The organism is Streptomyces maremycinicus (assembly GCF_001184025.1).
GTDB lineage: Bacteria > Actinomycetota > Actinomycetes > Streptomycetales > Streptomycetaceae > Streptomyces > Streptomyces maremycinicus.
Window position 1 is genome coordinate 116243 of sequence record NZ_BBYG01000022.1, and the last position, 23037, is coordinate 139279.

Consider the following 23037-nt stretch of genomic DNA (forward strand, 5'->3'; position numbering starts at 1 on the left):
CACCCTCATGGTCCGGTGAAGCGCTCCGTGTCGCGATATCCGCGCAGCCGGGGTCCGCGTACAGCGGGCAACCCGACCAGGGTGTCCTGGAAGGCCTCGTGGTGGGGAACCAGCGCGCACCGGGGGTGTGGCGGCAGCGGGTAGTCGTCGCGCAGGACGACCTCCGGGAGCACTCCGGTCGCCGGCATCGGCGAGGTCTCGCCCGGGTGGGCGAGATACGCCCACACTCCGCTGTCCACCGGCACCACAGCCCCGTCGTCCCCTGACGGGCGCCAGGGCGTGCCCGTCAGGGGGTGGCGGGGGACCAGGAGGACGTCGGGTCGGGGCCGGGACGTGCGGATCCCCGGACCGGCCGGCTCCACGGACCGGGAGCCGGGCCCAGTGGGGAGATACCGGCCGACCGCGTGGCCGAGCAACTCGGCGACAGGGCCGGCGGGGAGGGTCACCGGGCGGTTGTCGGTGGCTGCCACCAGGTGCGCCATCGCGACTCCGACCGCCGCCTCCCAGCGACGGCTCCACGACCCGTCGGGTTCGACGGGCGGTACGCGGTGCCCGGCCTGCTTCAGGTCCCCCCAGTCGGGCGGTGAAGCGGTCGGCAGCGCCGAGGGGCGCCGCACGACCGCGTCCGGTTCCAGCCACACCGTCTGCCACAGTCCGCAGTCGTCCATGCGGATCGCCACGGCCCGCCCGCACCCCTCGCACGCGAGGTTGGGTCCCGCCCGGCCGTCCACGCCTCTGCAGTAGCCTTCGCACTTCTCGGGGATCAGTGCCATGGACCGGGAGTCGCCGGGGGCGATGACGATCCTGTTCCGCGCGCCGAAGGAGACGGAGTACACGGGCGCGTAGACACCCTGCCGGGCAGCCGCGTCCTCTCCGACGTCCTCCCACCGCCGCCAGGGCGGTCCGGTGGGCCGGGGGTCGACGGCGTAGGTCGCGGGCTCCATCAACGGAGGATGGAGTTCCTCCCAACCTCCGTGGTGGGTGTGGACGGGGAGGGCGACCCGGGACACCGGCGCGGTCAGCTCCGTACCGCACCCGGCACACGCGAACACCTCCACACAATCTCCCCTCGCCCAGGTTCTCGGGGATTGTGTCCCGCCCGCTGTGAAGGATCCACCGGATTTCGGATCGCCCGGGCGCTGCCGCGAGGGTCGCGTCCCCGCGCTCACCAGCCCCGCAACCCTCGCCGGCCCGGCCGGTCTCGTCATCCGGTCGGCAAGGTGTTCCGAGGGTTCCCGAAAAGTCAGTTCACCAGTAGGTCGATCACTCCCGTCAGATCCTCCTCGCTGCCGTCCTCGGCCAGGCGGCGGCGCATCAGTTCGAAGTACGGGCTGAGCAGTCGCGGGCTGACACCTTGCTGTTCGGCGGTGCTCAGTAAGGTCGGCGTGCCTGCCACCTGCATGGCGAGGCCGGAGACGACGCCGTCGGTGTAGTCACCGCTGACCAACTGATCGGCGGTCCGGTGAACCGCCGGGGCCATCGCGACCAGCCAGTCGGCGAGCAGCGGGGCGAGCGCAGCGGGATCGATGTTCTCCCGGCGGATCAGGGCGAACGCGTGCGCGGTCCCGGCGAACATCCCGTACATGGCGCTGAGAAGGGCCACGTCGTGCAGGGCCGCGAAGCCCGCGTCCTCGCCCACGTAGGTGGTGCCGGCCGGGACGCCCAGGGTGTCCTGGTGCCTACCGAACAGCTCCCGTGAGCCGCTGTAGAAGACGTAACCTCCGGTCTCCGGGACACCGATCATCGGCGGCACGGCCATGATCCCGCCGTCCAGGTAGCGGGCGCCTCGCTCACGGGCCCACGCGGCACGGGCGCGGGCCTGGGCGGGGGTGCCGGTGGTCAGATTGACCAGGTCCCGGCCGGTCAGGTCGGTGCCGGTCAGCACCTCATCGACCGAGGTGTCGTCCAACAGGCAGAGAACGACCAGGGAGTTCGCCGCGACCGCCTCGGCGGCGGTGTCCGCGACCCGTGCGCCCTCGGCGGCGAGTGCCGCGGCGCGGGCGGGGGTGCGGTTCCAGACGGTGAGCGGGTGGCCGGCGGCGAGCCAGGTGCGGGCCAGCGCGGTGCCCATCGCGCCGAGGCCCAGCAGCGTGACGGGAGTCTTCTCAACAGGGTTCTGTGTCATGGCGATCAGGCTGGTCGCAGGTCCGGAGACGATCAAGTACGCACTAATTGGTGGGTGGTTATCCCGGGGTGAGTGAGCACGTCGGAAGGGTAGGAGACGGGCGGCGTCGCGCACCGCGTCTTCTCCTCGCAAAGTGCTGAGGGTTGAGGGCTGTGGGCTACCGGCTGTGTGCGCGGCGCCCTCAGGAGGGCCGGCCTCTCACCGCTCCTCGCGCAGTCGGAGAAGGTACGCGGCCGTCAGGGCAACGGCGCGGTCCCCGTCATGGGACAGCTCCACGAGGGCGTGGGACGCCGTGGTCCCCGGGATGTCCGCCAGCGCTTGGGTCAGCCGTCCACGTGCGGGTGCCTCGGTGGTGTCGAGGGCGAGGCGCTCGACGAGCACGGTCGCGATCTGGTCCGCCGTCGTGGAGTCGCCCGCCAGCTCGCTCAGTGCGTCGGCCGCGTCGGTGTCGTTCCTTCCCTCCACGATCATGTCGATGAGCGTCGGCACGGCGTCGGCCACTCCACGTGTTCCGAGCGCCAGAGCCGCCTGGCCGCGGACCACGCCGTCGGGGTTCGCGAGGGCGTCCCGCAACCGCAGGGTGGCCTTGTCGCCGGGCATCTCGGCGAGCGACCGAACGGCGCGTTCGCGCACCGCGGCCACCGGCGAGCCGAGACCCTCCGCGAGCAGTGCCGTGCCGCCGTCGCCCGATCGAGCCAGCGCCCATCGAAGGGCGCCGGCGACGTTCGGCTCCGACTCGCTCAGTGCCGCCTCGACCAGGGCATCCACGGGCACGGGTACCTCGTCGGCCGAGGAGAGGGCCGCGCGCTGGCGCGTGTCGGCGCTCTTCGATCCGAGTGCCTGGAGGAGCGCGACGACCTGGAGGACGTCCTCCCAGTCGGCGGGTTCCGCGGCGTCGATGCGGCGAAGCCGCGTGAGCAGTTCGGTCTCGGCCGCGAGGCGTTCGAGCGTCTGGCCGATGAGGTCGTCGACGAGCGCCGAGGGCGTGAAGCCGGGGTCGTCGAGCGCGCGCCCGATCTCGCGGAGCGACAGCCCCAGCGAACGCAGGCTCTCGATGTGGAAGATCCGCCGGACGTCGTCGCCGCAGTACTCCCGATAACCGGAGCCGGTACGCCCGGAAGGGCGCACCAGGCCGAGCGACTCGTAATGCCTGAGCATGCGGGCACTGACCCCGGACCGCCGCGCCACCTCACCGATCAACACGTTCTATCGTCCCTCCTGGCCGGGGCCTCCGAGGACCAGGACGCGCTTCGCCTCCGCGATCGCGAACTCGAACCCGGTGTCCGGATCGCGCAGGAGACGTTCCGTGGCGAGCGCGTGCGCGCGTACACGCGGGTCGGCGGCCGTCATCGCGGGACGCAGAGCCGCCAGAACGACTTCACCCAGCGCGACCAGCGCCCGGCTCAGACTCAGCTGAGTCTCCCGCTCACCGCGCCCGAGCTGTGTCGCCAGGACCGCGGCCAAGTCGGACTCCTCGCCCGGCGGCACGAGCACCACCGCGGCCCGCCACGCGCTCCGCGCCACCTCGTCGTCGGCGTCGGCCAGAAGCGCCGGTGTGATCGCCGGCCACGCCTGACGGTCCCCGATCTTGGAGAGCGAGTGCAGCGCCTGGCTCCGGGCCTGGGCACGCTCCGAGCGGGTTTCGCGCAGCAGTGCGGGGAGCGTCACGGAGACCGGATGGCGGCCGAGCGCCCAGGTCAGCATGTCGCGGACGAAGAACTCGGGCTCGATCGCGCAGCGCTCGACGAGCTTGTCGACAAAGCGAGAATCCGGCGTCGTGCCGATCATGAGGGCCGCCCGCAGCCGCACGGACGAACGGCCGTCCTCCAGTGCCTGGAGCACTCGTTGCGCATCCGCACCCGCAGCCCCAGCCGCAGCCGCAGCCGTGCCCTGTCTCGTCATGGTCATCGGGACCACCTCCTCGGCCAGCAGTGAAGGCCTTGTCACCGTGTCAAGGTCAAGCGGGGCATCTCGTCGCGCGGTGGACGCCGCGGGCGGCCTTTGGCCCCCGTCCGGATTTCCGGGACCCGGGCCGATCGCGTGGAGGAGGCGGAATACCGGCGCTCCCCGCGTGGTTCCCCGCCGTTGTCGATCAACCAGGAGGCCCCATGCCCACGATCCTTCGTCCCCGTGCGCTGCGTTCCGGCGATCTCGTGGTCGTCACCGCGCCCTCGGGCCCGCTCGAGCCCGGTGAGGAGCCGCTGCTCGCCCGCGGTGTGGCGATATTGGAGCGGATGGGGTTCCGCGTGCGGGTCAGCCCGATGGTCGACCCCGCGCGAAGGCGCTGGTGGGCGGCGGGCGCTCCGGCGGAGCAGGCCGCCGAACTCAACACGCTGCTCCGGGATCCGGAGGTACGGGCCGTCGTCGCGCATACCGGTGGTCAGGCGACCATCGGCTATCTCGATCTGATCGACCTCGACGCGATCCGGGCCGACCCGAAGCCGATCATCGGCTACAGCGACATCTCGCTGCTGAACATGGCGCTGCACGCCAAGACCGGTCTCGTCGGCTTCCATGCCGACCTCGTCACCCATGGTTTCGGCAGCGATTGGTACACGTTGGGCGATGAGCGCCGTCGGTCCGAACTCGTCGATCTCTACGCGCGTGTGCTGACCGAGGCCGAGGCGCCGGGCGTGCTGCCGGCCGGGGGGACGTGGGAGACCTGGCGGCCGGGCCGTGTGCAGGGACCGCTGGTCGGCGGCTTGCTGAACCGCCTGGTCCAGTTGCAGGGGACACCCTTCGCGCTGGCCGCCGAGCGCTTCGACGGCGCCGTCCTGTTCTGGGAGGAGCTCCAGCGACCGGTTACGCGGATCTGGTGCGATCTGCACACCTTGCGGCTGTCCGGTGTGCTGGACCGGATCGCGGGCATGGTGGTCGGCATCCCGAGCGAGGTCGCGCCCTATGAAGGCGGCGGGGACACGGTCGGTCTGCGCGAGGTCGTGCTCGACGTGCTGGGGCAGCGCGAGATCCCCGTCCTCGCCCAGGTCGACTTCGGTCACACCTCGCCGAACCTGCCGCTGCCCCTCGGCGTCCGTGCGGACGTGGACGCCGACAACCGGACCCTGTCCCTGCTCGACCCGGCGGTCGCGGAACGCTGAGTTCTGTCGGCTCCCGGCCGGGTGCCGCACCCTGCGCAGGACGCCCTGGCTCCCCACTCGCATGCGGTCTCGGCCGGTGGGGCTCAGGCGAGGGCGGTGACCAACAGGGTGAAGGCGGCGATGATGACCGCGACGCGGACGTAGTGGAAACGGTCCCAGCGGTTCATCTGCTGCCTCCAGTCGGCCGGGAGTCCATCGGCGGTCGCGGTCCACGTCTTGACCCGGTTGTTGATCGGGACGAGCAGCAGGATCGACATGACCACGCTGACGATGAGCAGCGCGGCGGCGGTGACGACGAGGCCGGTGCCGTGGTCGTGCCGTCCGACGACGGCCCAGGCCGCGGCGAGGACGAGCGAGCCGACGTACCAGAACGGCATCACTGCGCCGAGCAGTCGGGCTCCGTGGGTGCGGCCCCGCAGTCCGTTGTCGCCGGGGAGGCCGCTGAGGATCGGGTTGACGAAGAAGGCGACGGAGAACTCCACCCCGACCATCACGCCCACGGCGACGGTGGTGAGGACCTCCAGTGCGTTGAGCATGGTGACCGACTCCCTTTGAGATCTAGCGGTGCTAGGTGATGGGTCAACGCTAGCGCTGCTGCCGCTCGATTGTCTAGCGGTGCTAGGATCGGGTCATGTCGGTACAGGAACGCAAGGAGCGCGAGCGGGCGGACCGCGAGCGCCTCATCGTGGCCACGGCCCGCGAACTCGCGGAGCAGCAGGGCTGGGACGCGGTCACCACGCGCCGGCTCGCCGAGCGCATCGAATACAGCCAGCCCGTGCTCTACAGCCATTTCCGCGGCAAGCGCGAGATCATCGGCGCCGTCGCGCTCGAGGGCGCCGCCGAGATGGCCGCGGCGCTGCGAGGCGCGGCCGGCGCCGCGGACGGACCGCGCGCCCGGGTCACCGCCCTGGCCCGCGCGTACCTCGACTTCGCCGAGCGCAACCCGGCGGTCTACGACGCCTTGTTCCAGCTCGACGGCGGCCTGGCGTTCGCCGAGGAGGACACCCCGGAGCCGTTGAAGGACGCCTTCGACGCCCTGCTGGAGAGCCTCGGCGAGGTGGCCGGGGACGATGTGGGGCCGGCGCTGTTCACCGAGGTGTTCTGGGCGGCCCTGCACGGACTGGCGACCCTGACCCGGGCCGGGCGACTGCCACCGGGGGACACCGGGCGCAGGGTGCGACTGCTGGTGGACCGGCTGGCCGTGGCCTGATCACCGGCCGCGTGTCGTCGCTCGAACGGCTGATGCGAACCCGCGCTTCACCGCGCGGGCGCCGTCGGACCGCTCTCGGTGGAGCCTTTGCCCGCCGTCCGGGGCGCATCCGTACCGCAACCGGCGGTGATGATCGTCCCCGGACGCCACCGGGCCACCCGGCCGCCTTCGGCGCGAGAGCCCCGGGACGGCGGTCTCGTCCGCCGTGTCCGGGATGCGGGGGTCGCGGGGAGCACCGAAAGTGGCCCCATGGCGATCGTCGTGCTGCGCGAGCTGCGCAAGGAACTCTCCACCGACTTCGGCGCGGGCGATGCGGAATCGCGCATCGCGGCGGTACACGCGGCAACGGCCGAACCGGACGCCCTCGGCGATGTGGGCGACCGGACGTTCTGCGGCAAGCCGACCCTGGACATGGAGCGGGTGGACTACCAGCCCCCGGAGTCCGGTGAGTCCTGGCTGCCGCCTGCCATGGCGCCCTGGGAGTGCTCCAGTTGCACGGACGCGCTGAGGTCACCCCGGCCCCCCGGAGCCGACGCCTGAGGGAGCGCGCTCGCACGATCACCGTCAGGCGGCGAGACGAGTGGCGGCCTGAGCAGCGCAGTCACCGAGGGAGGCCGGCTCGGGGCGACGGCCACGAGGTCGGCCGGGGCCGCACCTTCGGCCCTTTCTTCGTCGTCGCCACGGCGACGTGCCACCCGGCCTCAGCCCTTGCCGAAGATCCCCGCGGGGAACGCGCCCGCCGCTCTCAAGGTTCGGGAGAAACCGCCGGCCAGTTCGGTCAGACGGGTGGTGGCGGCCGGGCCGAGATGGTCGTAGGGGGCGGCGTCGAGGCGGTCGGTGAGTGCCTCGGCCTCGCCGCGCAGGCTCGCGCCCGCCTGCGTGAGGTCCCCCGCCTCGTCCAGCAGACCGCGCTCGCGCAACCGGGTCCGGGCGTCCTCCCACTGCTGTGCGGACCACCCGCGGGTCCGCATGAACAGCGCCGAAGTCGGCGCCGTGCCGGTGGCGTTGTGCAGGACCAGCGCCTCGATGCCGGACAGACCGGCGATCGCGAGGGCGGCGAGGTGACCGTCGCCCCGGTGCTCGCGCAGCAGCGTCGCGGCGTGCCACAGGGCCAGGTGCGGCTCCTCGGGCACCGGGAGGCCGGCGTGCGCTGCGTACAGGGGGCGCGCCTCGCGGTGGCAGGCCTCGGTGGCGCGCAGTGCCAGCCCGGCGGCCTCGGCCATCTCCTTCGACGCGAGGACTTCCTGTCCGAGCAGTCGCCGCAGCATCCCGTGCACGCCGCGCAGGAGCGCCGCGAGCACCGCCTCCGGCGTGGTGACCGCCCACGCGGCGGGGATGTACCGCCGCACATGCTCGTGGTTGAAGTTGTAGAAGGTCGCCGTGACCGTGCCCGCGCCGACCGCGCCGAGCGGGGCGGCGCGGCCCGCGTAGTAGGACATGGGCCCTCGTTCGAGTCCGAGCGCCGCGAGTTCGTCCTGCCGCTCCGGTGCGAAGTACATGGCTGAGTGCAGGGGGCTGACGGAGTGGTGGCAGTGGCGGCCCGGGCTCGCCTCGAAGGAAGTGGTCATGCGGTGGCTCCGATGTGGCTGATCAGGTGTGGTCGTGCGCACGGCGGACGGCGCGCATCAGGCACTGTCCGGTTGGGGGGCCGGTGCCGGTGCCGGTGAGGGTGCGGCTGCGGGTTCGGGGTGGGGGTCGCCGGTCAATCCGGCCGCGGTCTGGGTGAGGTGCTGGGTCAGGACCTCGGCCGCGGTGTCCGCGTCGCGGGCGAGCGCGGCCTCTTCCAGCCGGCGGTGTTCCAGGACGCCGTCCCGGCCGGGGTTGCGGTGTGCGGACCAGCGGCGGGCCAGCTCGCTCGCCGTCCACATCCGGTCGAAGGTCTCCAGCAGGACGAGGTTGCCGCATCCCTCCAGCAGGGTGCGGTGGAAGACCCGGTGGGCTTCCGCCCACGCGCCGCTGTAGTGCTCGCCCTCCTCGGGTACGTACGCCGGGGTACGGCTCAGTCGGTGGTGCGCGGCTCGTACGCGGGCCTCCCAGTCGACGTCGCCGCGCTCGACGGACATGCGCAGCATGGCCGGTTCGAGGGTTCGGCGCGCCTCCGCGATCTCCTGCCAGCGCCGGTCGGAGTAGGCCGGGACGGCGAAGCCGCGGTTGGGCAGCCGGTCGGCGAGGCCCTCGCCGACCACCCGCACGAGCGCCTCGCGCACGACGGCCAGGCTCACGCCCTGCTCTCGGGCGAGGTCCTGGGGCTTGAGGGCGTCGCCGGGGGCGTGATCCCCGCGCATGATCGCGTCCCGCAGGTGTGCGTAGACCTGCTCGGACAGCATCCGCTTACCCGGAGAGGCCGAGGCATGGTTCGTCTGGTCGTCCATGCCTACACAATAGACGATCGGATGAATAATCGATTATTAGTGTTATCGTCGATCTGGGCCGCATGCCGCCACCTGGTGCCACGACCCACACGCCGCAATCCGAAAGGACGCCATGAGCGCCAACGACCCGTTCGCCCGCCTGCCCGAGGCGGCCTCCTTCACCGTCGTCAGCACGACCGTCACCGACGGCGCCGCCTGGCCCATCGAGCAGCACTCCGGCCTGTCCGGCGTTCCCGGCGGGAAGGACGTCTCCCCGCAGCTCTCCTGGAGCGGTGCCCCGGAAGACACCAAGAGCTACGCCGTCACCGTCTACGACCCCGACGCCCCCACCGGGTCCGGGTTCTGGCACTGGGCGGTCGCCGACATCCCCGCCACCGTCACCCGGTTGCCCGAAGGCGCCGGTGACGACACCGGCTCGGGCCTCCCGGAGAACGCCTTCCAACTGCCCAACGACGCCCGCGCGGCCCGCTTCGTCGGCGCCGCCCCGCCGGCCGGACACGGCCCGCACCGCTACTTCACCGTGGTGCACGCCCTCGACGTCGAGACCATCGGAGTCCCCGCCGACGCCACCCCGGCCGTCCTCGGCTTCACCATGGCCGGCCACATCCTCGGCCGCGCGGTACTGACCACCACCGCCGAAACCCCCGCCTGAGGAACGGCCGCGAGGCCCGACGAGGTCAGAGGCCGCCCGTGTTGAGCAGTCGGTTGGGGGTGTCGGAGCGGACACCGCGCACCACACCGCGGGTGGCGGTCCGGTCGAGCCATACATGGACCGCGTCGGCCGTGGCGTGGGGGTGGGCCGACAGGTAGAGCGCGATCACGCCGGTCGCGTGCGGCGCGGCCCAGGACGTCGCGCCGGTGTCCTCCGTGACCGTGCCGCCGCCGGCGAGGGCGGCGGTCACCTTCTGGCCGGGGGCGTACAGGTCCACGCACCGTCCGTACCCCGAGCCGTAGGAGCCGCTGTCGTTCCACACGCGGTCGTTCGAGGTGGAGGCCGCCACGACGATCGTGCCGGGGACACCGGCCGGGGAGTGCTTGCAGGCGTCGTCGTGGAAGTTGCCTGCCGACACCACCGTCGGGATCCCCGCGGCGACCATCTTCTTCACGGCGGACTCCAGGGCCGACGACCGGTGGTCGAGGTTGAGCGACATGTTCACCACCGCGGGCTTCTGCGCGTGCGCGGTGACCCACCTGACCGACTTCACCAGGGCCGCCTCGGCCGCCGCGGGGGAGCCGCCGCCCCCGCTCTCGCACAGGACGCCCTGGACCCGTACGAGCTCAGCCTTGGGCGCCACCCCGTACTTCGCCCCGCCGATGACGCCCGCGACGAACGTGCCGTGACCGGTGCCTTCCTCGCTGAAGCAGTCACCGGAGTCCTTCGGGCCCACGAAGTCGGCGCCGAGGCGGGCGCGTCCACCGAACTCCTTGTGGCCGATGTCCATGCCGGTGTCGATCACATAGACGTGCACGCCCTTGCCGGTGGCGGTCGTGGTGAACTTCCCGTTGAGGGGCCGCGACCGCTGGTCCAGGATGTCCAGGTTCCACGGCACGTTCCGGGTGACGGGTGCCGCGGCGGCCGGGGCGGCGCCGGACAGCTTGGCCACGGCGCCGGGTGACGCCGTCGCCGACCCGGAAGGGCCCCCGCCCTCGGACGGTGCTGACGACCCCCCGTTCCCGTGCGCGGAACGGGTCCCGCCCCTCTGCCCTCCCGCAGCGCCGGCTTCGCCGCCGCAGGCTGAAGCCCCGAGCACCGTCAGCATGGCCAGTGCCATGAGACCGGCCTTCGTCATGTTCCGCGTCACTATGTCCCCCGGTAGCCCGCACATCCCGCTTTCGCACACGGTCAGCGCACAAGACGACCACGGCGGGCCGACGGTTCCGGCGGCTTCTGCGGATACCGGGAAGCCGGGGGTTCGGGGGTGGGGTCGGGGGATCGGCGGTCTCAGCTCACGCGGCCGTCGCCCCCCTCGGAGTCCTCCGCTTCCTCCTCGCCGGGCAGGTGGACGTCGTCGACGCTGATGTTGACCTCGACCACCTCCAAGCCCGTCATCCGCTCCACGGCGCCGATGACGTTGTCGCGCACGTCACCGGTCACGTCGACGATCGAGACGCCGTACTCGACGAGGACGACCAGGTCGACGGCGGCCTGGCTCTCACCGACCTCGACCTTCACCCCGCGCGTGACGCCGCCTCCGCCTCCGCCTGCGCCGGGGACCCGGGTCCGCACGGCTCCGAAGGCGCGTGCCGTGCCCGCCCCGAGGTCGTGGATGCCCGGTACCTCACGTGCGGCAATGCCCGCGATCTTGGCGACCACGCCGTCCACGACGGTGGTCTTGCCCCGGGTCCGGGCGGGAGCCTCGGCTCCGGCACGGCCTTTCAGGGTGCTCACGCCCGCATCGGGGCGGCTGCCCGAGCCGGTGCCAGTGCTGCTGGTGGTGGTGGTGCTGGTGGTGTCTGTCATGGAGATCGCCTCGGCCTCTGTCCGATGGGCTCTGTGCGGGCCCCGGGTACCCGCTCCTGTCGCACCGCGAACGGACCGGCGATCACCGAAGGCCGGGCCGCCCGAGCCGCCATGAAGCGACGAAGCGACGAAGCGACGAAGTGGCGAGGTGGCGAAGCGTTGAAGTGGCGAGGTGACTAACCGACGAAGCGCTGAAGTGGTGATGTGGCGAAGCAAGGAGACGGCGGAGCGCGGAAGGAGCGAGGAGACGAAGACACGGGGATTCGTGAGCCGCTGTCGGGCTCCGGCCTCCGGCCGGGCGGCGGGAGAGTAGGTTGGAGGAGCGAGGATCCTTCGTACACCGGCGCTCAGGCCGGTCTCGTCCTCCTGGTTCGACCACACCGGGTGCTTCGCGCTCGAGGCAGGTTCCGCCTTATGGCCGCAGAAGCCGCTCACTTCCCCGACCGTGCCTCGGCCGTCCCGCGGGTGTCGTCGTACCCGGCGGTCGCCCGTCAGGTCGCCGACGCGCTCCGCTGGTTCTTCGCCTGCGAAGAAGCCGGCGGCTCATCCTCGGGTCGCGAAGCAGGCGGCGGACCGCGCAAGCAGCCGCCCGTCTCCGGCGGGAGCGGCTGACCGCGGCTCCCGCGGCACGCCCGACGCCCACGCCGAGGGGCGGCGCGTAGGTCCGCCACGCCCCTTCCGCCGGCACGACCTCGACCTTCACCACGCCGATACCCCGGCCGTCCGTCGACCGCGCAGCCACCAGGAGCAGACATGACCACCGCCCTGCAACCCCCGCTTCCCTCCCAGCCCCTCCTCCGCCTGAACCTGGCGCCGCGCAGTACCATGCCGCGGCCCCTCGACGGCGCCTGGTGGCCCCGCTCATACGACCTGCTCGCCGAGCTGCCCCGTCTCCTGGGCGGGCTGCCGCCGGAGTGGGGCCATATCACCAGCGTGACCGTCAACGGGTCGACGTGGTCCGAGACGCCCGGCCGGACACTCGTCTGCAACCAGGTCGTACGACTGCGCAGAACGACGTCGGCCTCTGCTCCCCACACGGTCGTCCTGCTCGCGCCCGGTCAGGGGCGGTGGGACCTCCTGGTCGTCCCGCCGGAGAGCACCGAGCAGGCCGCGCGGCCGTTCATGACCGCCGCGGAGAGGACGTGAGGACTCGTACGCACGTTTGTTCGTGAATGGCCTGGCTACTCGCACCTGCAAGCCCGTGCCGTAGCGGGAAACAGCGCCGACGGGACCGCGCAGAACAGATGGCAAGGGGTTGGTCGTGATGACCGTGGCGACACAGCAGGGTGGCGGAGGAGGAGGTTCCAGTGGCCTCTACGACGTCCTGGAACTCATTCTCGACCGAGGACTGGTGATCGACGCGTTCATACGGGTCTCCCTTGTCGGTATCGAGATACTCAAGATCGACATACGGATAGTGGTCGCCAGCGTCGACACCTATCTGCGCTTCGCCGAGGCGTGCAACCGTCTTGACCTGGAGGCGGGGCCGCGCAAGCCGGCCGGGCTCACGGAGCTGACGGGCCAGCTCACCGAGTCCGGTGCTCGCGGCAAGACGAAGGGCGCGCTGTCCGGCGCCGCGGACACGATCTCCGACGCCTTCCATGATTCCCGTGACGAGGGCAGGGAACGTCAGGCTGCCCGGCCCGCCGCCCGCAGGAGGCAGACGGAGCGCTGAGCGTCCACGCCTGTCCGACGAGCCTGAAGACGCGCCCGTCGGATGTGCTGAGGACAGGCCGGGGACGCGCCGCTGGGAGGTGCCGCCCGTCCGAGGGGATCCGCCCGACGGGCCGGATGCCCGGCTACTGGACGCTCCACCGGTGCGGATGTCCGGGCGCGGTGGGGCAGGCGAATATGTTGAGCAGCCCGTCCCGGCCGATCGTGAGCTTCGTCGGGGTGAGGTCCCGCAGGTGCTCTGCGATGTCCCGCTCCTCGACGGGCATCCAGCTGCCGTCGGCACCGTCCCACTCGCGGCTGGCGACGGTGAGCAGCAGCTCCATCGGTGCGGCGCAGGCTTCGCAGGTCATCGGGTGGGGGTCGGTCGTGTGCCACGAGGGGAACCCGCCCACACGGCAGCCTTGAGGGATCGCCAGGTCGTGGTGATAGGTGACCAGTTCGTCCTCCCGGCCGTTCCTCTCCGCCTTCCGTTCCTCGGCCTCTTCCCAGGCGTCGATCCGGGCGCCCAGCCGGGTCGGCAGCGACCCGGCGTACGGGTAGGTGACGACCTGTTCGGGGCACAGCACGCACGGCTCCGGGACCGCCCCCTCGAAGCCGACGAGCACTGGCTGCGGGGGAGCGTCCAGCGCCGCGGTGACCTGGTCGGCACGGCGCCAGCGGATGTGCAGGGCCAGGCCCTGGCGGCTCGGGCCGTGTGCCTCGTACGGGCACCACAGCACCTGGAGGAGATCGCAGCCGTCCGGGCCCGGCATGAGGCCGGGTATGTCCCGCCGGTACAGCTGGACCAGGCCGATCAGTGGGATCGGGTCGGTGTCGGTGAGGTCCGGGACGCGATGCCTGCGGCCGAGTTCGGTGAGCAGGGCCCCTTCGGCGGCGGTGGGCCGGTCACGCGCCCAGGCGTCCGCGAGCAGTCGTCGCGCTTGACGGATGTCCGCGACGCGGTACCCACGGCTGCGTCTGTGCGGCTCCGTGCACATCGGCCACGGTTCGTCGGCCGGCCACAGCAGAGGGTCGCCCACCGAGCTGACCGACGCGTCCGGCCGCCCCGGCCTCGGGTGCAGTCGGGTCGTCACACCCCGCAGCGCGGCCAGCTTCGGGAAGAGCTCCTCGACGGGCACCGGGCGCGGTGGCGTAGTCCTGGTCATGGGAGCGACCCTCATGCGCCCTGTCGGCCCGGTGCGGAACCGCCCGCGCCCTCCGACCTCGGGAGGAGTCGAGCGCCTCAGGTGTGGAACGGTGGGCCGCGCGGCGTGTTGCGTCCGTTCCGCCCCTCGGATCCGGGGGAGCGTGGGCCGAGTACAGTCGCCTCGCTCGCCGCTGCCACCATGGACCTCACCGCGGGACCGATCGCCCGCGTCACCCCGTCCCGCTGAAAGCCGCCCCCCCCCGGCATCCCCCCACATCACCAGGAGCAACTCGTGCGCGTCATCGTCTTCGGAGCGTCCGGAATGGTCGGGCACGGCGCACTGCACGCCTGTCTGCGGGACGACGCCGTCACCGAGGTCCTCGCGGTCGTGCGCGCGCCTCTCGCCGTGGAGCACCCCAAGTTGCGGCAGATCGTGCACACCGACTTCACCGACTACACCGCGATCCGGGACCATCTCACGGATCTGGACGCCTGCTTCTACTGCCTCGGAGTCTCCGCCGTCGGCCGCAGCGAGGCGGAGTACACCCGCGTCACCTACGACTACGCCCTGGCCGCCGCGCGCGCCCTGCTCGCCCCCAGCCCGGCGCTGACCTTCGTCTATGTCTCCGGTGAGGGCACCGACCCCACGGGCAGGAGCCGTCAGATGTGGGCCCGCGTCAAGGGCCGCACCGAGAAGGACCTCCAGACCCTGCCCATGCCCTCCTACATGTTCCGCCCCGGCTTCATCCAGCCGGTCGACGGAGCCGTCTCCCGTACCCCGCTGTACCGCACGCTGTACCGTGCGACCGCGGTGCTGTATCCGCTGCTGAAGAGGCTCTTCCCCCGGCACGTCACCACCACGGACGCCGTCGGCCGCGCCATGCTCGCCGTCGCCGGGCCGGGCGGTGACGCTCCCGTCGTCGTGCGCAACGCCGACATCAACCGACTTGCCGCGGGCGCGGAGCGCTAGACCGGCGTCGCCCGAGGGGTGCGGCCGGGAGGGCGGCGGTCAGGCGGTGAGGAGGGAGTCGTCCTCGACGCGGGTTGCGGGCAGCCGGTGGCGGGCGGCGACCAGCGCGGCGTCGATGTCACGCGTGCCGGTCGACACGCACAGCGTGTAGGCGACGTCGTCCATCTGCCGACGCACGTCCTCGCTGCCGCTCTCGGCGTGCAGGACGCTCAGGTTCTCGTACCGCTCGACGAGGTTCTTCAGTACGGCCGGGTGTGCCATGAGCATCATCGGGAGCCTCCCAGGTCGCCACTCTTCGCGTGGGTCATACACGCACCCGTCTGCCCCAGCCGTCGGCTGCCATTCCACCCGACTCGGTCGGGCGCCCAGGGGCAGGCCGGGAGCGGGGACCGGGGTGCGGAGCGGGCGCGCAGGCGACGGTGAGGGCGAGCCGGTGGGGGAGGGGCGTTACCGAAGGCCGGTCCCCGCCATCAAGATCGAGAACCGGACAACCGTCGCGAGCCCGCGAAGCGGGCCGGGGCCCGCGAGTCGATCAACGGTTTCCCTGCATCGTGCACGTACCGTCTCGGGTCGGACAGGGAGCAGACGTGACTGATCGACACGCCGAAGCGGCCCGCCCGTCAAGTGCGCTCCGGACAGTCATGTGTGACTGTCCGCATTGGATCTAGTGCGCAAAGTAACCGACTCTCTATGGTCAAAGCGACGCCAACTTCGCATCCCTGGAGGATTCGTGGCACGCTTCCGTACTCGTCCGGCCCTGCTGGCCCCAGCCGCGGCTCTCGTCGCGGCCACCCTCGCGCCCGTTCAGCTCGCCGGGGCGCACCCCGCCGCCGCGGCGGCCGCGCACGAGTGGGTCGCCCTGGGGGACTCCTACACCGCGGGGGTCATCCCGGCCGCGGGCGACGTTTTCGAAGTGCCCCGGGACGGGTGCGAGCGCACCGACCAGTCGTATCCGCAGGTCGTCGACCGTGACCTCGGCTCTCTCCTGGAGCTGACGAACGTCAGCTGCGGCGCCGCCACCATCGAGAACATCACCTTCCGGGCCCAGGAACCGATCGGCCGCCATCTGCCGCCCTTCTCGGAGGACCCGGACTACCCCTTCCCCGCGGTGCCTCCCCAGTCCCAGGCGGTGGGTCCCGGTACCGACGTGATCACCGTCGGCGCGGGCGGCAACACCCTCGGCTTCGCCGACATCCTCATGCGGTGCCTGCAGCTGGGCGGCGGCAGCGGCGGCGTGGACACCCCGTGCAAGGACGACCTGGCCGACGACATCCCCGGGCGGCTGGCCAAGGTGAGCAGGGACTACGACGAGATGCTCACCGTGCTCCGCGAACGGGCCCCGCACGCGAAGGTCCTGGCCGTCGGCTACCCCACGGTCATCCCCGAGGACACCGCCAAGTGCCGCTACAACGACCTGGAACAGTTCGGCCCCGTCACCCAGGGCGACCTGAACTGGCTGCGCACCGACGTCCTGGAACCGCTCAACAAGGTCATCGAGAAGTCAGCCGGCACCCACGACTCCGTCGGCTTCGTCAACCTCTACGACTCCTCCCGGAACCACAGTGTCTGCGACGCCGGCAAGTGGGTCGAGGGCATCTTCACCCGAGTCCCGGACCAGGTGGCCTTCGTCCATCCCAACGCCCTCGGCCACCGCAACGCCGCCGACCACGTGACGGCAGCACTGCTGGACGCCATCGGCGTGAACTGACCCCGGCACAGCTCCCCTTGAGTGCATGAGCCCCTGGCTTCCTGCCGGGCCTCGGGCTCCCTCGATCCGATTGAAAGGGTTCAACTCCCTCTCGCGGCAGCTGATTTGAGCCGTATCCCCGCATCACCGCAGGTCGCCTGATCAAACTCGGGAAAACCTGTGCGCAGTCATTGACGCGCGTCCCGGCCATCCCTACGTTCACGGCCGTGAATCGATTCACCTTCTGCCTCTGGGGGTCGCAATGATCAGTAGAAGGAACATCCTCGTGGGCGCCGCCGCCACGGTGGGCGCCGTGGCCGCGGGAACCGCGCCGGCCGTGGCCGCGCCCGGGACCGCCGTACCGCGTGCGGGCGAGGGCGCCCTGAGTCCGATCGCTCCGACCGTCGAGTACGTCCGGCAGCCCCTGGGCCTGGACGTGGTGCGACCGCGGCTGAGCTGGCCGCTGACCGCGACCGGTTCGGGGCAGCGGCAGAGCGCCTATCAGGTGCGGGTGGCGTCGAGCGCGGCCGGTCTGTCCCGGCCGGACGTGTGGGACAGCGGCAAGGTCGACTCGGCCGAGTCCGTCCTCGTCCCGTACGCCGGGCCGCGACTCGAGCCGCGCACCCGCTACTTCTGGACCGTACGGGTCTGGGACGCGGCGGGCGGCGTCTCCGCGTGGAGCCCGGCGTCGTGGTGGGAGACCGGGCTGATGGACGCGTCCCAGTGGTCCGCGCAGTGGATATCCGCTCCCGCTTCCCTCACGGACGCCCCCTCCCTGGACGGCAGTTCGTGGATCTGGTTCGCCCAGGGGGACCCGGCGACCGGTGTCCCGGCCGGGACCCGGTGGTTCCGCCGCGCCCTCGACCTCCCCGAAGGCGTCACCGCCGCCACGCTGGTGATCAGCGCGGACAACGTCTACGCCGTGTCCCTCAACGGCGCCGAGGTGGCCCGCACCGACCTGGCCACGGACTTCGAGGGCTGGCGTCACCCGGCCGTCATCGACGTCCTCTCCCATGTCCGCTCCGGGACGAACACGCTGGCCGTCTCGGCGACCAACGGCACGGACGGCCCCGCCGGGCTGATCGGCGTCCTGGCCGTCACCACGGCCTCCGGGGAACGGAAGTTCCTCACCGACGGCTCCTGGAAGTCGACCGACCAGGAGCCGGCCCACGGCTGGCGCGAGCGGGACTTCGACGACAGCGGGTGGCCGGCCGCCAAGGTGGCCGCCGCCTGGGGAGCCGGCCCGTGGGGCCGGGTCGTGCCGGTGGTGTCCGCCGCCACCCAGCTCCGCCACGAGTTCCGGCTGCCGCACAAGAAGGTCGGCCGTGCCCGGCTGTACGCCACGGCCCTCGGCCTGTACGAGGCCCACCTCAACGGCACGCGCGTGGGACGCGATCAACTGGCCCCGGGCTGGACCGACTACCGCAAGCGTGTGCAGTACCAGACCTTCGACGTCACCGGCTCCGTCCGCCCCGGGGCCAACGCGATCGGCGCCTACCTCGCTCCGGGCTGGTACGCGGGCAACGTCGGGATGTTCGGACCGCACCAGTACGGCGAACATCCGGCGCTGCTGGCGCAGTTGGAGATCGAGTACGCCGACGGAACGAGCGAGCGCATCACGTCCGGGCCCGACTGGCGTGCCACCTCGGGGCCGATCGTCTCCGCGGACCTGCTCTCGGGCGAGACCTACGACGCCCGCAGGGAGACGGCCGGATGGACCTCGCCGGGCTTCGACGACCGGTCATGGCTCGCGACCCGACGGACCGACAACGATGTCCCCGCTCGGATCGTCGCTCAGGTGGACGGTCCCGTACGCGTCGCCGGGGAACTGCGCACCCGGACGGTCACCGAGCCGAAGCCGGGTGTCTTCGTCTTCGATCTGGGCCAGAACATGGTCGGCTCGGTCCGGCTGCGGGTGTCGGGCGAGGCGGGCACGACGGTGCGGCTGCGGCACGCGGAGGTCCTGAACCCCGACGGCACGATCTACACCGCCAACCTGCGCACGGCCGCGGCGACCGACACGTACACCCTGAAGGGGACCGGGACGGAGGTCTACGAGCCTCGCTTCACGTTCCACGGCTTCCGCTACGTCGAGGTGACCGGATATCCCGGCACACCGTCGCCGGCAGCCCTGACCGGGCGCGTCATGCACACATCCGCTCCGTTCACCTTCACGTTCGAGACCGACGTGCCGATGCTCGACAAGCTGCACAGCAACATCACCTGGGGGCAGCGCGGCAACTTCCTCTCGGTCCCGACGGACACACCGGCCCGTGACGAACGGCTCGGCTGGACCGGGGACATCAACGTCTTCGCGCCCACCGCCGCCTACACGATGGAGTCCGCCCGCTTCCTCACCAAGTGGCTGGTCGATCTCCGTGACGGGCAGACCTCCGACGGCGCGTTCACGGACGTGGCACCGATGGTAGGCACGGTCGGCAACGGCGTCGCGGGCTGGGGCGACGCGGGGGTCACGGTCCCCTGGGCCCTCTACCGGGCATACGGGGACCGGCAGGTCCTCGCCGACGCCTGGCCGTCCGTCCAGGCGTGGCTGCGCTATCTGGAGCGCAACAGCGACGCCCTGCTGCGGCCGGCCGCGGGATACGGCGACTGGCTGAACGTGTCCGACGAGACGCCCAAGGATGTCGTCGCGACCGCCTGTTTCGCGCACAGCGCCGACCTCGCGGCCAGGATCGCGGCGGAACTGGGCGTGGACGCCGCGCCCTACACCGACCTCTTCACTCGCGTGCGCCAGGCGTTCGCGTCGGCGTACGTGGCGGCCGACGGCAGGGTGAAGGGAGACACCCAGACCGCGTACGTCCTCGCGCTGTCCATGAACCTGGTGCCGGACAGCCTGCGGGAGGCGGCGGCGGACCGTCTGGTCGCCCTCGTCGAGGCCAAGGACTGGCATCTGTCGACCGGTTTCCTCGGCACCCCGCGGCTGCTGCCCGTCCTGACCGACACCGGGCACACCGATGTCGCCTACCGGCTGCTGCGGCAACGCACCTTCCCGAGCTGGGGCTACCAGATCGACAGGGGGGCGACCACCATGTGGGAGCGCTGGGACTCCGTCCGGCCGGACGGCGGCTTCCAGGACGCGGGCATGAACTCCTTCAACCACTACGCCTACGGCTCGGTGGGGGAGTGGATGTACGCCAACATCGCCGGTATCGCCCCGGGCCGGGCGGGCTACCGGCACATCGTCATCCGCCCGCGTCCAGGTGGTGAGGTCACCTCGGCCAAGGCCACGTTCACGTCCCTCTACGGCCCGGTGTCCACCTCGTGGAAGCAGCGGTCCGGCGGCTTCGAGCTGTCGTGCGGGGTGCCGGCGAACACGACCGCCGAGGTGTGGATCCCCGCGGACGACCCCGCCGCGGTCACCCGCACGCACGGGACCTTCGTGCGGGCGGAGGACGGCTGCGCCGTGTTCGAGGTCGGTTCGGGAAGTCACCGGTTCACCGTGTGACAGCCGCGCGGTCCGCCCGTGCGCTCCAGAACCTCCTGGGCGCGCGGGCGGACCGCGTGCTGTCCGGGACATGACGCGCGGACCCTGGCCGACATTGTCCACGAGCCCTCCGTCACGACCATTGCCGACGGCAACACACCTCGCTATGTTAATCGAAAATCACATCTGTGCGACGAGTTGCATCATGCTCGGGTCGCGCATTTGGCAAGTCTGCGAAGGCACCTAGAAGGATCTGACCCATCAGGGAAGCAGGTAAGTCAATGGAGAACCTCAGCAGGCGAAAGGCTCTGTCGCTCGGCGTCGCACTGGGCCTCGTGGGCGTGGCGAACCCCGCCCGGGCGTCGACGGGCTCGGCGAGCGAAGCCGCGGCCGCAGCCGCCGCCGGAACCGACCCGGCCTGGATCTGGGACGACGCGGCGGACCCGTTGATGGTCTCGATGCTCGACAACGGACATGTCCCGGCGATCAACACCGCCTGGGCGTCGTGGGTGAACAACAACGACCCGCTGCCCGGCGGCCTGCCGGCCGATTTCGCCGCGTACCTGCGGCAGGTCAACCGGCTGCCCTCCTGGGCCGACCCCGTGAAGCTGGCCCGCGCCGCCGACTTCAACCGGCGCAGGGACACCTACCTCTTCATGCTGTACGGCCTCGGCAGCGGCATCATGAGCACCGTGATCCCGCGCGAGGCCAAGAGCGTCTACTGGTCCGCGGGCGGCGCCGACATGCAGGACCGCGCGGCCAAGACGTTCACGTTCGGCTACGACCTCTCCCAGCTCGGAGCCTTCGAGCCGACGGGACAGTTCGTCGTGACCGCCAACAAGACCCGCGTGGTGCACGCAGCGGTGCGTCACCTGCTGCCGCAGTCGCCGCACTGGAAGGCGGTCGCCGACGAGACCGTCCCGATCAGCGCCGCCGACATCCTGGTCACCTTCCACAGCCTCGGCACCTACGTGTACCGCAAGCTCCTCGACTGGAAGATCCCGTTCCCGGCCGCCGACCAGGAAGCGTTCCTCCACTCGTGGCAGGTCGCCGTCCACCTGCTCGGTGTGCCGTACGAGCACATCCCCAAGACCTGGGCGGCCGCCGAGAAGCAGTCGGCGCAGGTCCTCGCCCCGATCCTCACCCCGTCGACCGAGGGCATCGCCCTGGCCGAGGACCTGCTCGGCCTGACCGCGCAGATAGACCTCGGCGTCACGCGCGGGTTCCTGAACGAGTTCGTGCGCTATGTGCTCAGCGACGAGGTCGGCGACTGGCTGGGACTGAAACGCGACTACGCCTCGGCCGCACTGGTCCGCACCGCATGGCCGGCGTTCATCCTGTTCCGCGAAGGTCTGTCGCCCGTGATGCCCGGCACCTTCTACATGTTCGACCAGTTCGTGCGCGCCCTGGCGATGCTGTTCCTGAACAAGGGCTCCTCCGGGACCACCACCCCCATCACGATCCCCACCGGAAACAGGGCGGCCTGAGCCGGCGGACCGACCCTCCGGCGTCCGCCCGGAGGCATGGGCGAGGGGCGGACACCGGAGGCTCTCGCACGAGGCGCCGCACGACGTGACCCCCGCGTGGCCGCCGGGTCCCTAGGGGGTGTCGGACACCCCCTGGGCCGTTCGGAGTCCCAGAGCGCCCAGGACCAGAGCGGTCACGGCCGCACGGTGCCCGGCGCTGTCCTGCCACCGCAGTCTGCGTCCCGCCTCGACCACCACGCCGAAGCCCGCGTGCACCAGCACCCGGGCCTGGCGCGGGTCCAGTTCCGGCCGGGCCAGCCGCAACTGCTGCTCCCAGACGGCGATGTGCTCCCGCTGCGCGAGGACCACGGGCCGCCGAAGGCCCACCGGCAGACCGGGGAGCTCGGCCTCGGCGACGCTGTTCAACTCGGTGTACTCGAAGCTGTAGGCCACGTACGTCGCCGCCAGCGCGACGACGGCGTCGTCCGGGCCGGACACCTCGTGCAGACTGCGCTCCACACCCTGGGCCAGCAGTCCCGCCGCCTGGAGGCAGGCCGCGGCCAGGATGTCGATCTTGCCGGGGTAGTGGCGGTAGAGCGCGGACGGCGTCAGCCCCACCGCCTCCGCGATCTGGCCGTTCGTGACGCTGGCGAAGCCGTCCCGGGCGAACAGCGGGATGGCGGCCGCGAGGATCTCCGCCCGTCGCGTGCGCGGCACCGGCCGGGCGGGCAGCTCGACGGGGGGCGCGCCCGGCCGGCCCGCCGCGGGATCGCTCGCGACCACGCCCAGCGCGGACGCCAGCAGCAGCTCCTCGGCCCGGCGTTGGGCGATGGAGGTGTGATGCATCGTGATGGACCCGATCGCGCCGAGAGCCGCCATGGCCCGCAGGCGCTCGTCGGACAGGGGGTGCTCGCGCTGTACCGCTTCGTCGACCCGCCCGACCAGGTGAGCGAACTTCGTCGCGAGACGCCGCCGGTCCTCGTGGTTGAGGTACCGGGCCTCCCATCGGTACACGCCGCCCGACGAGCGGTGAGCGATGGTGATCCGGGTGACGGCGGTGAGCACGTCCGTCAGGCTCGCGCCGGACGGCACCTCGTCGAGCGCGGCGACCAGTCCGTCCACCATGAGGTCGGCGCACTCGGCGAACAGCGCGTACTTGTTCGGGAAGTGCCGGTACAGAGCCGCCGCGGTGATGCCCACGCCGGCGGCGACCTCCTCCATGGACGCCGCGTGGTAACCGCGCTCACTGAAGACCTTCCCGGCCGCCTCGACGATGAGCTGTCGGCGGTTGCGCGGACGGGCGGCCGCGGGTGGCCGGCCGGTCGCGGCCGAACGGGCGGGTGGGGAGGCGGAGGCCATGCGGATCAGTCAATCACACGCCCTCAGGCGGCCGGCCTCCCTCG

The 23037-nt window shown here is 71.7% G+C and carries 23 protein-coding genes; 11 read left to right on the forward strand and 12 right to left on the reverse strand.

The window, feature by feature from the left end; all coding sequences use genetic code 11:
- Window positions 1-5: 5 nt before the first annotated feature.
- The 4 genes from AOQ37_RS33515 to AOQ37_RS33530 all read right to left on the reverse strand — a co-directional run bounded on the left by AOQ37_RS33515 (window position 6) and on the right by AOQ37_RS33530 (window position 4033).
- The gene (locus tag AOQ37_RS33515; RefSeq protein WP_234437093.1) at window positions 6-944 is read right to left on the reverse strand and encodes a hypothetical protein; all 939 of its coding nucleotides are present in this window, start codon (window positions 942-944) and stop codon (window positions 6-8) included.
- A 299-nt stretch (window positions 945-1243) separates the two neighbouring features.
- Entirely contained in the window at window positions 1244-2125 is an 882-nt protein-coding gene (locus AOQ37_RS33520; RefSeq protein ID WP_062650319.1) for an NAD(P)-dependent oxidoreductase, read from the reverse strand.
- Between the two features lie 198 nt (window positions 2126-2323).
- A complete protein-coding gene (locus tag AOQ37_RS33525) occupies window positions 2324-3328 on the reverse strand; it encodes a MerR family transcriptional regulator (RefSeq protein ID WP_062650124.1) in 1005 nt (334 codons plus the stop codon).
- A 3-nt stretch (window positions 3329-3331) separates the two neighbouring features.
- Window positions 3332-4033 carry a HEAT repeat domain-containing protein gene (locus tag AOQ37_RS33530; protein WP_062650126.1) on the reverse strand — a complete coding sequence of 234 codons (702 nt, stop codon included), beginning with the start codon at window positions 4031-4033 and terminating at the stop codon, window positions 3332-3334.
- A gap of 200 nt (window positions 4034-4233) precedes the next feature.
- On the opposite strand from AOQ37_RS33530, the gene AOQ37_RS33535 reads away from it, so the two are divergent.
- Window positions 4234-5223: a S66 peptidase family protein gene (locus AOQ37_RS33535; protein ID WP_062650128.1), complete on the forward strand. Its 990-nt coding sequence runs from the start codon at window positions 4234-4236 to the stop codon at window positions 5221-5223.
- A gap of 83 nt (window positions 5224-5306) precedes the next feature.
- On the opposite strand, the gene AOQ37_RS33540 is transcribed toward AOQ37_RS33535, so the two are convergent.
- A complete protein-coding gene (locus AOQ37_RS33540; protein WP_062650131.1) occupies window positions 5307-5759 on the reverse strand; it encodes an anthrone oxygenase family protein in 453 nt (150 codons plus the stop codon).
- A gap of 95 nt (window positions 5760-5854) precedes the next feature.
- Between AOQ37_RS33540 and AOQ37_RS33545 the strand changes: the two genes are divergently transcribed.
- Both AOQ37_RS33545 and AOQ37_RS33550 read left to right on the forward strand, forming a co-directional pair.
- A complete protein-coding gene (locus tag AOQ37_RS33545) occupies window positions 5855-6433 on the forward strand; it encodes a TetR/AcrR family transcriptional regulator (protein WP_062650133.1) in 579 nt (192 codons plus the stop codon).
- A gap of 249 nt (window positions 6434-6682) precedes the next feature.
- Window positions 6683-6973 (forward strand): hypothetical protein, encoded by a 291-nt coding sequence (locus AOQ37_RS33550; RefSeq protein WP_062650135.1) that lies wholly within the window; start codon window positions 6683-6685, stop codon window positions 6971-6973.
- A 161-nt stretch (window positions 6974-7134) separates the two neighbouring features.
- Here the strand turns inward: AOQ37_RS33550 and AOQ37_RS33555 are convergent, their stop codons facing one another.
- Both AOQ37_RS33555 and AOQ37_RS33560 read right to left on the reverse strand, forming a co-directional pair.
- Window positions 7135-8001, reverse strand: coding sequence for an SCO6745 family protein (locus AOQ37_RS33555; protein WP_062650137.1), 867 nt, complete (start codon window positions 7999-8001; stop codon window positions 7135-7137).
- 57 nt (window positions 8002-8058) lie between these two features.
- A complete protein-coding gene (locus AOQ37_RS33560; protein WP_062650139.1) occupies window positions 8059-8805 on the reverse strand; it encodes a GntR family transcriptional regulator in 747 nt (248 codons plus the stop codon).
- A 112-nt stretch (window positions 8806-8917) separates the two neighbouring features.
- Here AOQ37_RS33560 and AOQ37_RS33565 point away from each other — a divergent pair, with 112 nt between their 5' ends.
- Window positions 8918-9457, forward strand: a complete 540-nt coding sequence (locus AOQ37_RS33565) for a YbhB/YbcL family Raf kinase inhibitor-like protein (protein WP_062650141.1) — start codon at window positions 8918-8920, stop codon at window positions 9455-9457.
- Between the two features lie 25 nt (window positions 9458-9482).
- On the opposite strand, the gene AOQ37_RS33570 is transcribed toward AOQ37_RS33565, so the two are convergent.
- Window positions 9483-10409 carry a S8 family peptidase gene (locus AOQ37_RS33570; protein WP_234437094.1) on the reverse strand — a complete coding sequence of 309 codons (927 nt, stop codon included), beginning with the start codon at window positions 10407-10409 and terminating at the stop codon, window positions 9483-9485.
- A 338-nt stretch (window positions 10410-10747) separates the two neighbouring features.
- Window positions 10748-11266 carry an Asp23/Gls24 family envelope stress response protein gene (locus AOQ37_RS33575; protein ID WP_062650145.1) on the reverse strand — a complete coding sequence of 173 codons (519 nt, stop codon included), beginning with the start codon at window positions 11264-11266 and terminating at the stop codon, window positions 10748-10750.
- A 414-nt stretch (window positions 11267-11680) separates the two neighbouring features.
- Between AOQ37_RS33575 and AOQ37_RS33580 the strand changes: the two genes are divergently transcribed.
- The 3 genes from AOQ37_RS33580 to AOQ37_RS33590 all read left to right on the forward strand — a co-directional run bounded on the left by AOQ37_RS33580 (window position 11681) and on the right by AOQ37_RS33590 (window position 12941).
- Window positions 11681-11878, forward strand: a complete 198-nt coding sequence (locus AOQ37_RS33580; protein ID WP_062650147.1) for a hypothetical protein — start codon at window positions 11681-11683, stop codon at window positions 11876-11878.
- 141 nt (window positions 11879-12019) lie between these two features.
- A complete protein-coding gene (locus AOQ37_RS33585; RefSeq protein ID WP_062650149.1) occupies window positions 12020-12412 on the forward strand; it encodes a DUF5994 family protein in 393 nt (130 codons plus the stop codon).
- A 118-nt stretch (window positions 12413-12530) separates the two neighbouring features.
- Window positions 12531-12941: a gas vesicle structural protein GvpA gene (locus AOQ37_RS33590; RefSeq protein WP_062650151.1), complete on the forward strand. Its 411-nt coding sequence runs from the start codon at window positions 12531-12533 to the stop codon at window positions 12939-12941.
- A 124-nt stretch (window positions 12942-13065) separates the two neighbouring features.
- Here AOQ37_RS33590 and AOQ37_RS33595 read toward each other — a convergent pair whose 3' ends face one another.
- Complete coding sequence (locus AOQ37_RS33595) at window positions 13066-14085, reverse strand: hypothetical protein (protein ID WP_062650153.1); 1020 nt, start codon at window positions 14083-14085, stop codon at window positions 13066-13068.
- 273 nt (window positions 14086-14358) lie between these two features.
- Here AOQ37_RS33595 and AOQ37_RS33600 point away from each other — a divergent pair, with 273 nt between their 5' ends.
- Window positions 14359-15036, forward strand: a complete 678-nt coding sequence (locus AOQ37_RS33600) for an NAD-dependent epimerase/dehydratase family protein (protein WP_062650155.1) — start codon at window positions 14359-14361, stop codon at window positions 15034-15036.
- A 39-nt stretch (window positions 15037-15075) separates the two neighbouring features.
- Here AOQ37_RS33600 and AOQ37_RS33605 read toward each other — a convergent pair whose 3' ends face one another.
- The gene (locus tag AOQ37_RS33605; RefSeq protein WP_062650321.1) at window positions 15076-15303 is read right to left on the reverse strand and encodes a DUF5133 domain-containing protein; all 228 of its coding nucleotides are present in this window, start codon (window positions 15301-15303) and stop codon (window positions 15076-15078) included.
- Between the two features lie 463 nt (window positions 15304-15766).
- Between AOQ37_RS33605 and AOQ37_RS33610 the strand changes: the two genes are divergently transcribed.
- From AOQ37_RS33610 to AOQ37_RS33620, 3 genes are all read left to right on the forward strand, one after another.
- Window positions 15767-16744, forward strand: a complete 978-nt coding sequence (locus tag AOQ37_RS33610) for an SGNH/GDSL hydrolase family protein (RefSeq protein WP_107085366.1) — start codon at window positions 15767-15769, stop codon at window positions 16742-16744.
- A 241-nt stretch (window positions 16745-16985) separates the two neighbouring features.
- Window positions 16986-20189, forward strand: coding sequence for an alpha-L-rhamnosidase (locus tag AOQ37_RS33615; RefSeq protein WP_062650157.1), 3204 nt, complete (start codon window positions 16986-16988; stop codon window positions 20187-20189).
- A 260-nt stretch (window positions 20190-20449) separates the two neighbouring features.
- Window positions 20450-21655, forward strand: a complete 1206-nt coding sequence (locus AOQ37_RS33620; RefSeq protein ID WP_062650159.1) for an oxygenase MpaB family protein — start codon at window positions 20450-20452, stop codon at window positions 21653-21655.
- Window positions 21656-21766: 111 nt separating this feature from the next.
- Here AOQ37_RS33620 and AOQ37_RS33625 read toward each other — a convergent pair whose 3' ends face one another.
- Window positions 21767-22993, reverse strand: a complete 1227-nt coding sequence (locus AOQ37_RS33625) for a TetR/AcrR family transcriptional regulator (protein ID WP_062650162.1) — start codon at window positions 22991-22993, stop codon at window positions 21767-21769.
- Between the last annotated feature and the right edge of the window lie 44 nt (window positions 22994-23037).

Coding starts and splice junctions, on each gene's coding strand:
- AOQ37_RS33625 (WP_062650162.1), bottom strand. CDS start 22,993: ATGGCCTCCGCCTCCCCACCCGCCCGTTCGGCCGCGACCGGCCGGCCA.
- AOQ37_RS33515 (WP_234437093.1), bottom strand. CDS start 944: ATGGAGCCCGCGACCTACGCCGTCGACCCCCGGCCCACCGGACCGCCC.
- AOQ37_RS33595 (WP_062650153.1), bottom strand. CDS start 14,085: ATGACCAGGACTACGCCACCGCGCCCGGTGCCCGTCGAGGAGCTCTTC.
- AOQ37_RS33580 (WP_062650147.1), top strand. CDS start 11,681: ATGGCCGCAGAAGCCGCTCACTTCCCCGACCGTGCCTCGGCCGTCCCG.
- AOQ37_RS33530 (WP_062650126.1), bottom strand. CDS start 4,033: ATGACCATGACGAGACAGGGCACGGCTGCGGCTGCGGCTGGGGCTGCG.
- AOQ37_RS33545 (WP_062650133.1), top strand. CDS start 5,855: ATGTCGGTACAGGAACGCAAGGAGCGCGAGCGGGCGGACCGCGAGCGC.
- AOQ37_RS33555 (WP_062650137.1), bottom strand. CDS start 8,001: ATGACCACTTCCTTCGAGGCGAGCCCGGGCCGCCACTGCCACCACTCC.
- AOQ37_RS33520 (WP_062650319.1), bottom strand. CDS start 2,125: ATGACACAGAACCCTGTTGAGAAGACTCCCGTCACGCTGCTGGGCCTC.
- AOQ37_RS33560 (WP_062650139.1), bottom strand. CDS start 8,805: ATGGACGACCAGACGAACCATGCCTCGGCCTCTCCGGGTAAGCGGATG.
- AOQ37_RS33615 (WP_062650157.1), top strand. CDS start 16,986: ATGATCAGTAGAAGGAACATCCTCGTGGGCGCCGCCGCCACGGTGGGC.
- AOQ37_RS33540 (WP_062650131.1), bottom strand. CDS start 5,759: ATGCTCAACGCACTGGAGGTCCTCACCACCGTCGCCGTGGGCGTGATG.
- AOQ37_RS33585 (WP_062650149.1), top strand. CDS start 12,020: ATGACCACCGCCCTGCAACCCCCGCTTCCCTCCCAGCCCCTCCTCCGC.
- AOQ37_RS33565 (WP_062650141.1), top strand. CDS start 8,918: ATGAGCGCCAACGACCCGTTCGCCCGCCTGCCCGAGGCGGCCTCCTTC.
- AOQ37_RS33575 (WP_062650145.1), bottom strand. CDS start 11,266: ATGACAGACACCACCAGCACCACCACCACCAGCAGCACTGGCACCGGC.
- AOQ37_RS33590 (WP_062650151.1), top strand. CDS start 12,531: ATGACCGTGGCGACACAGCAGGGTGGCGGAGGAGGAGGTTCCAGTGGC.
- AOQ37_RS33620 (WP_062650159.1), top strand. CDS start 20,450: ATGGAGAACCTCAGCAGGCGAAAGGCTCTGTCGCTCGGCGTCGCACTG.
- AOQ37_RS33550 (WP_062650135.1), top strand. CDS start 6,683: ATGGCGATCGTCGTGCTGCGCGAGCTGCGCAAGGAACTCTCCACCGAC.
- AOQ37_RS33605 (WP_062650321.1), bottom strand. CDS start 15,303: ATGCTCATGGCACACCCGGCCGTACTGAAGAACCTCGTCGAGCGGTAC.
- AOQ37_RS33535 (WP_062650128.1), top strand. CDS start 4,234: ATGCCCACGATCCTTCGTCCCCGTGCGCTGCGTTCCGGCGATCTCGTG.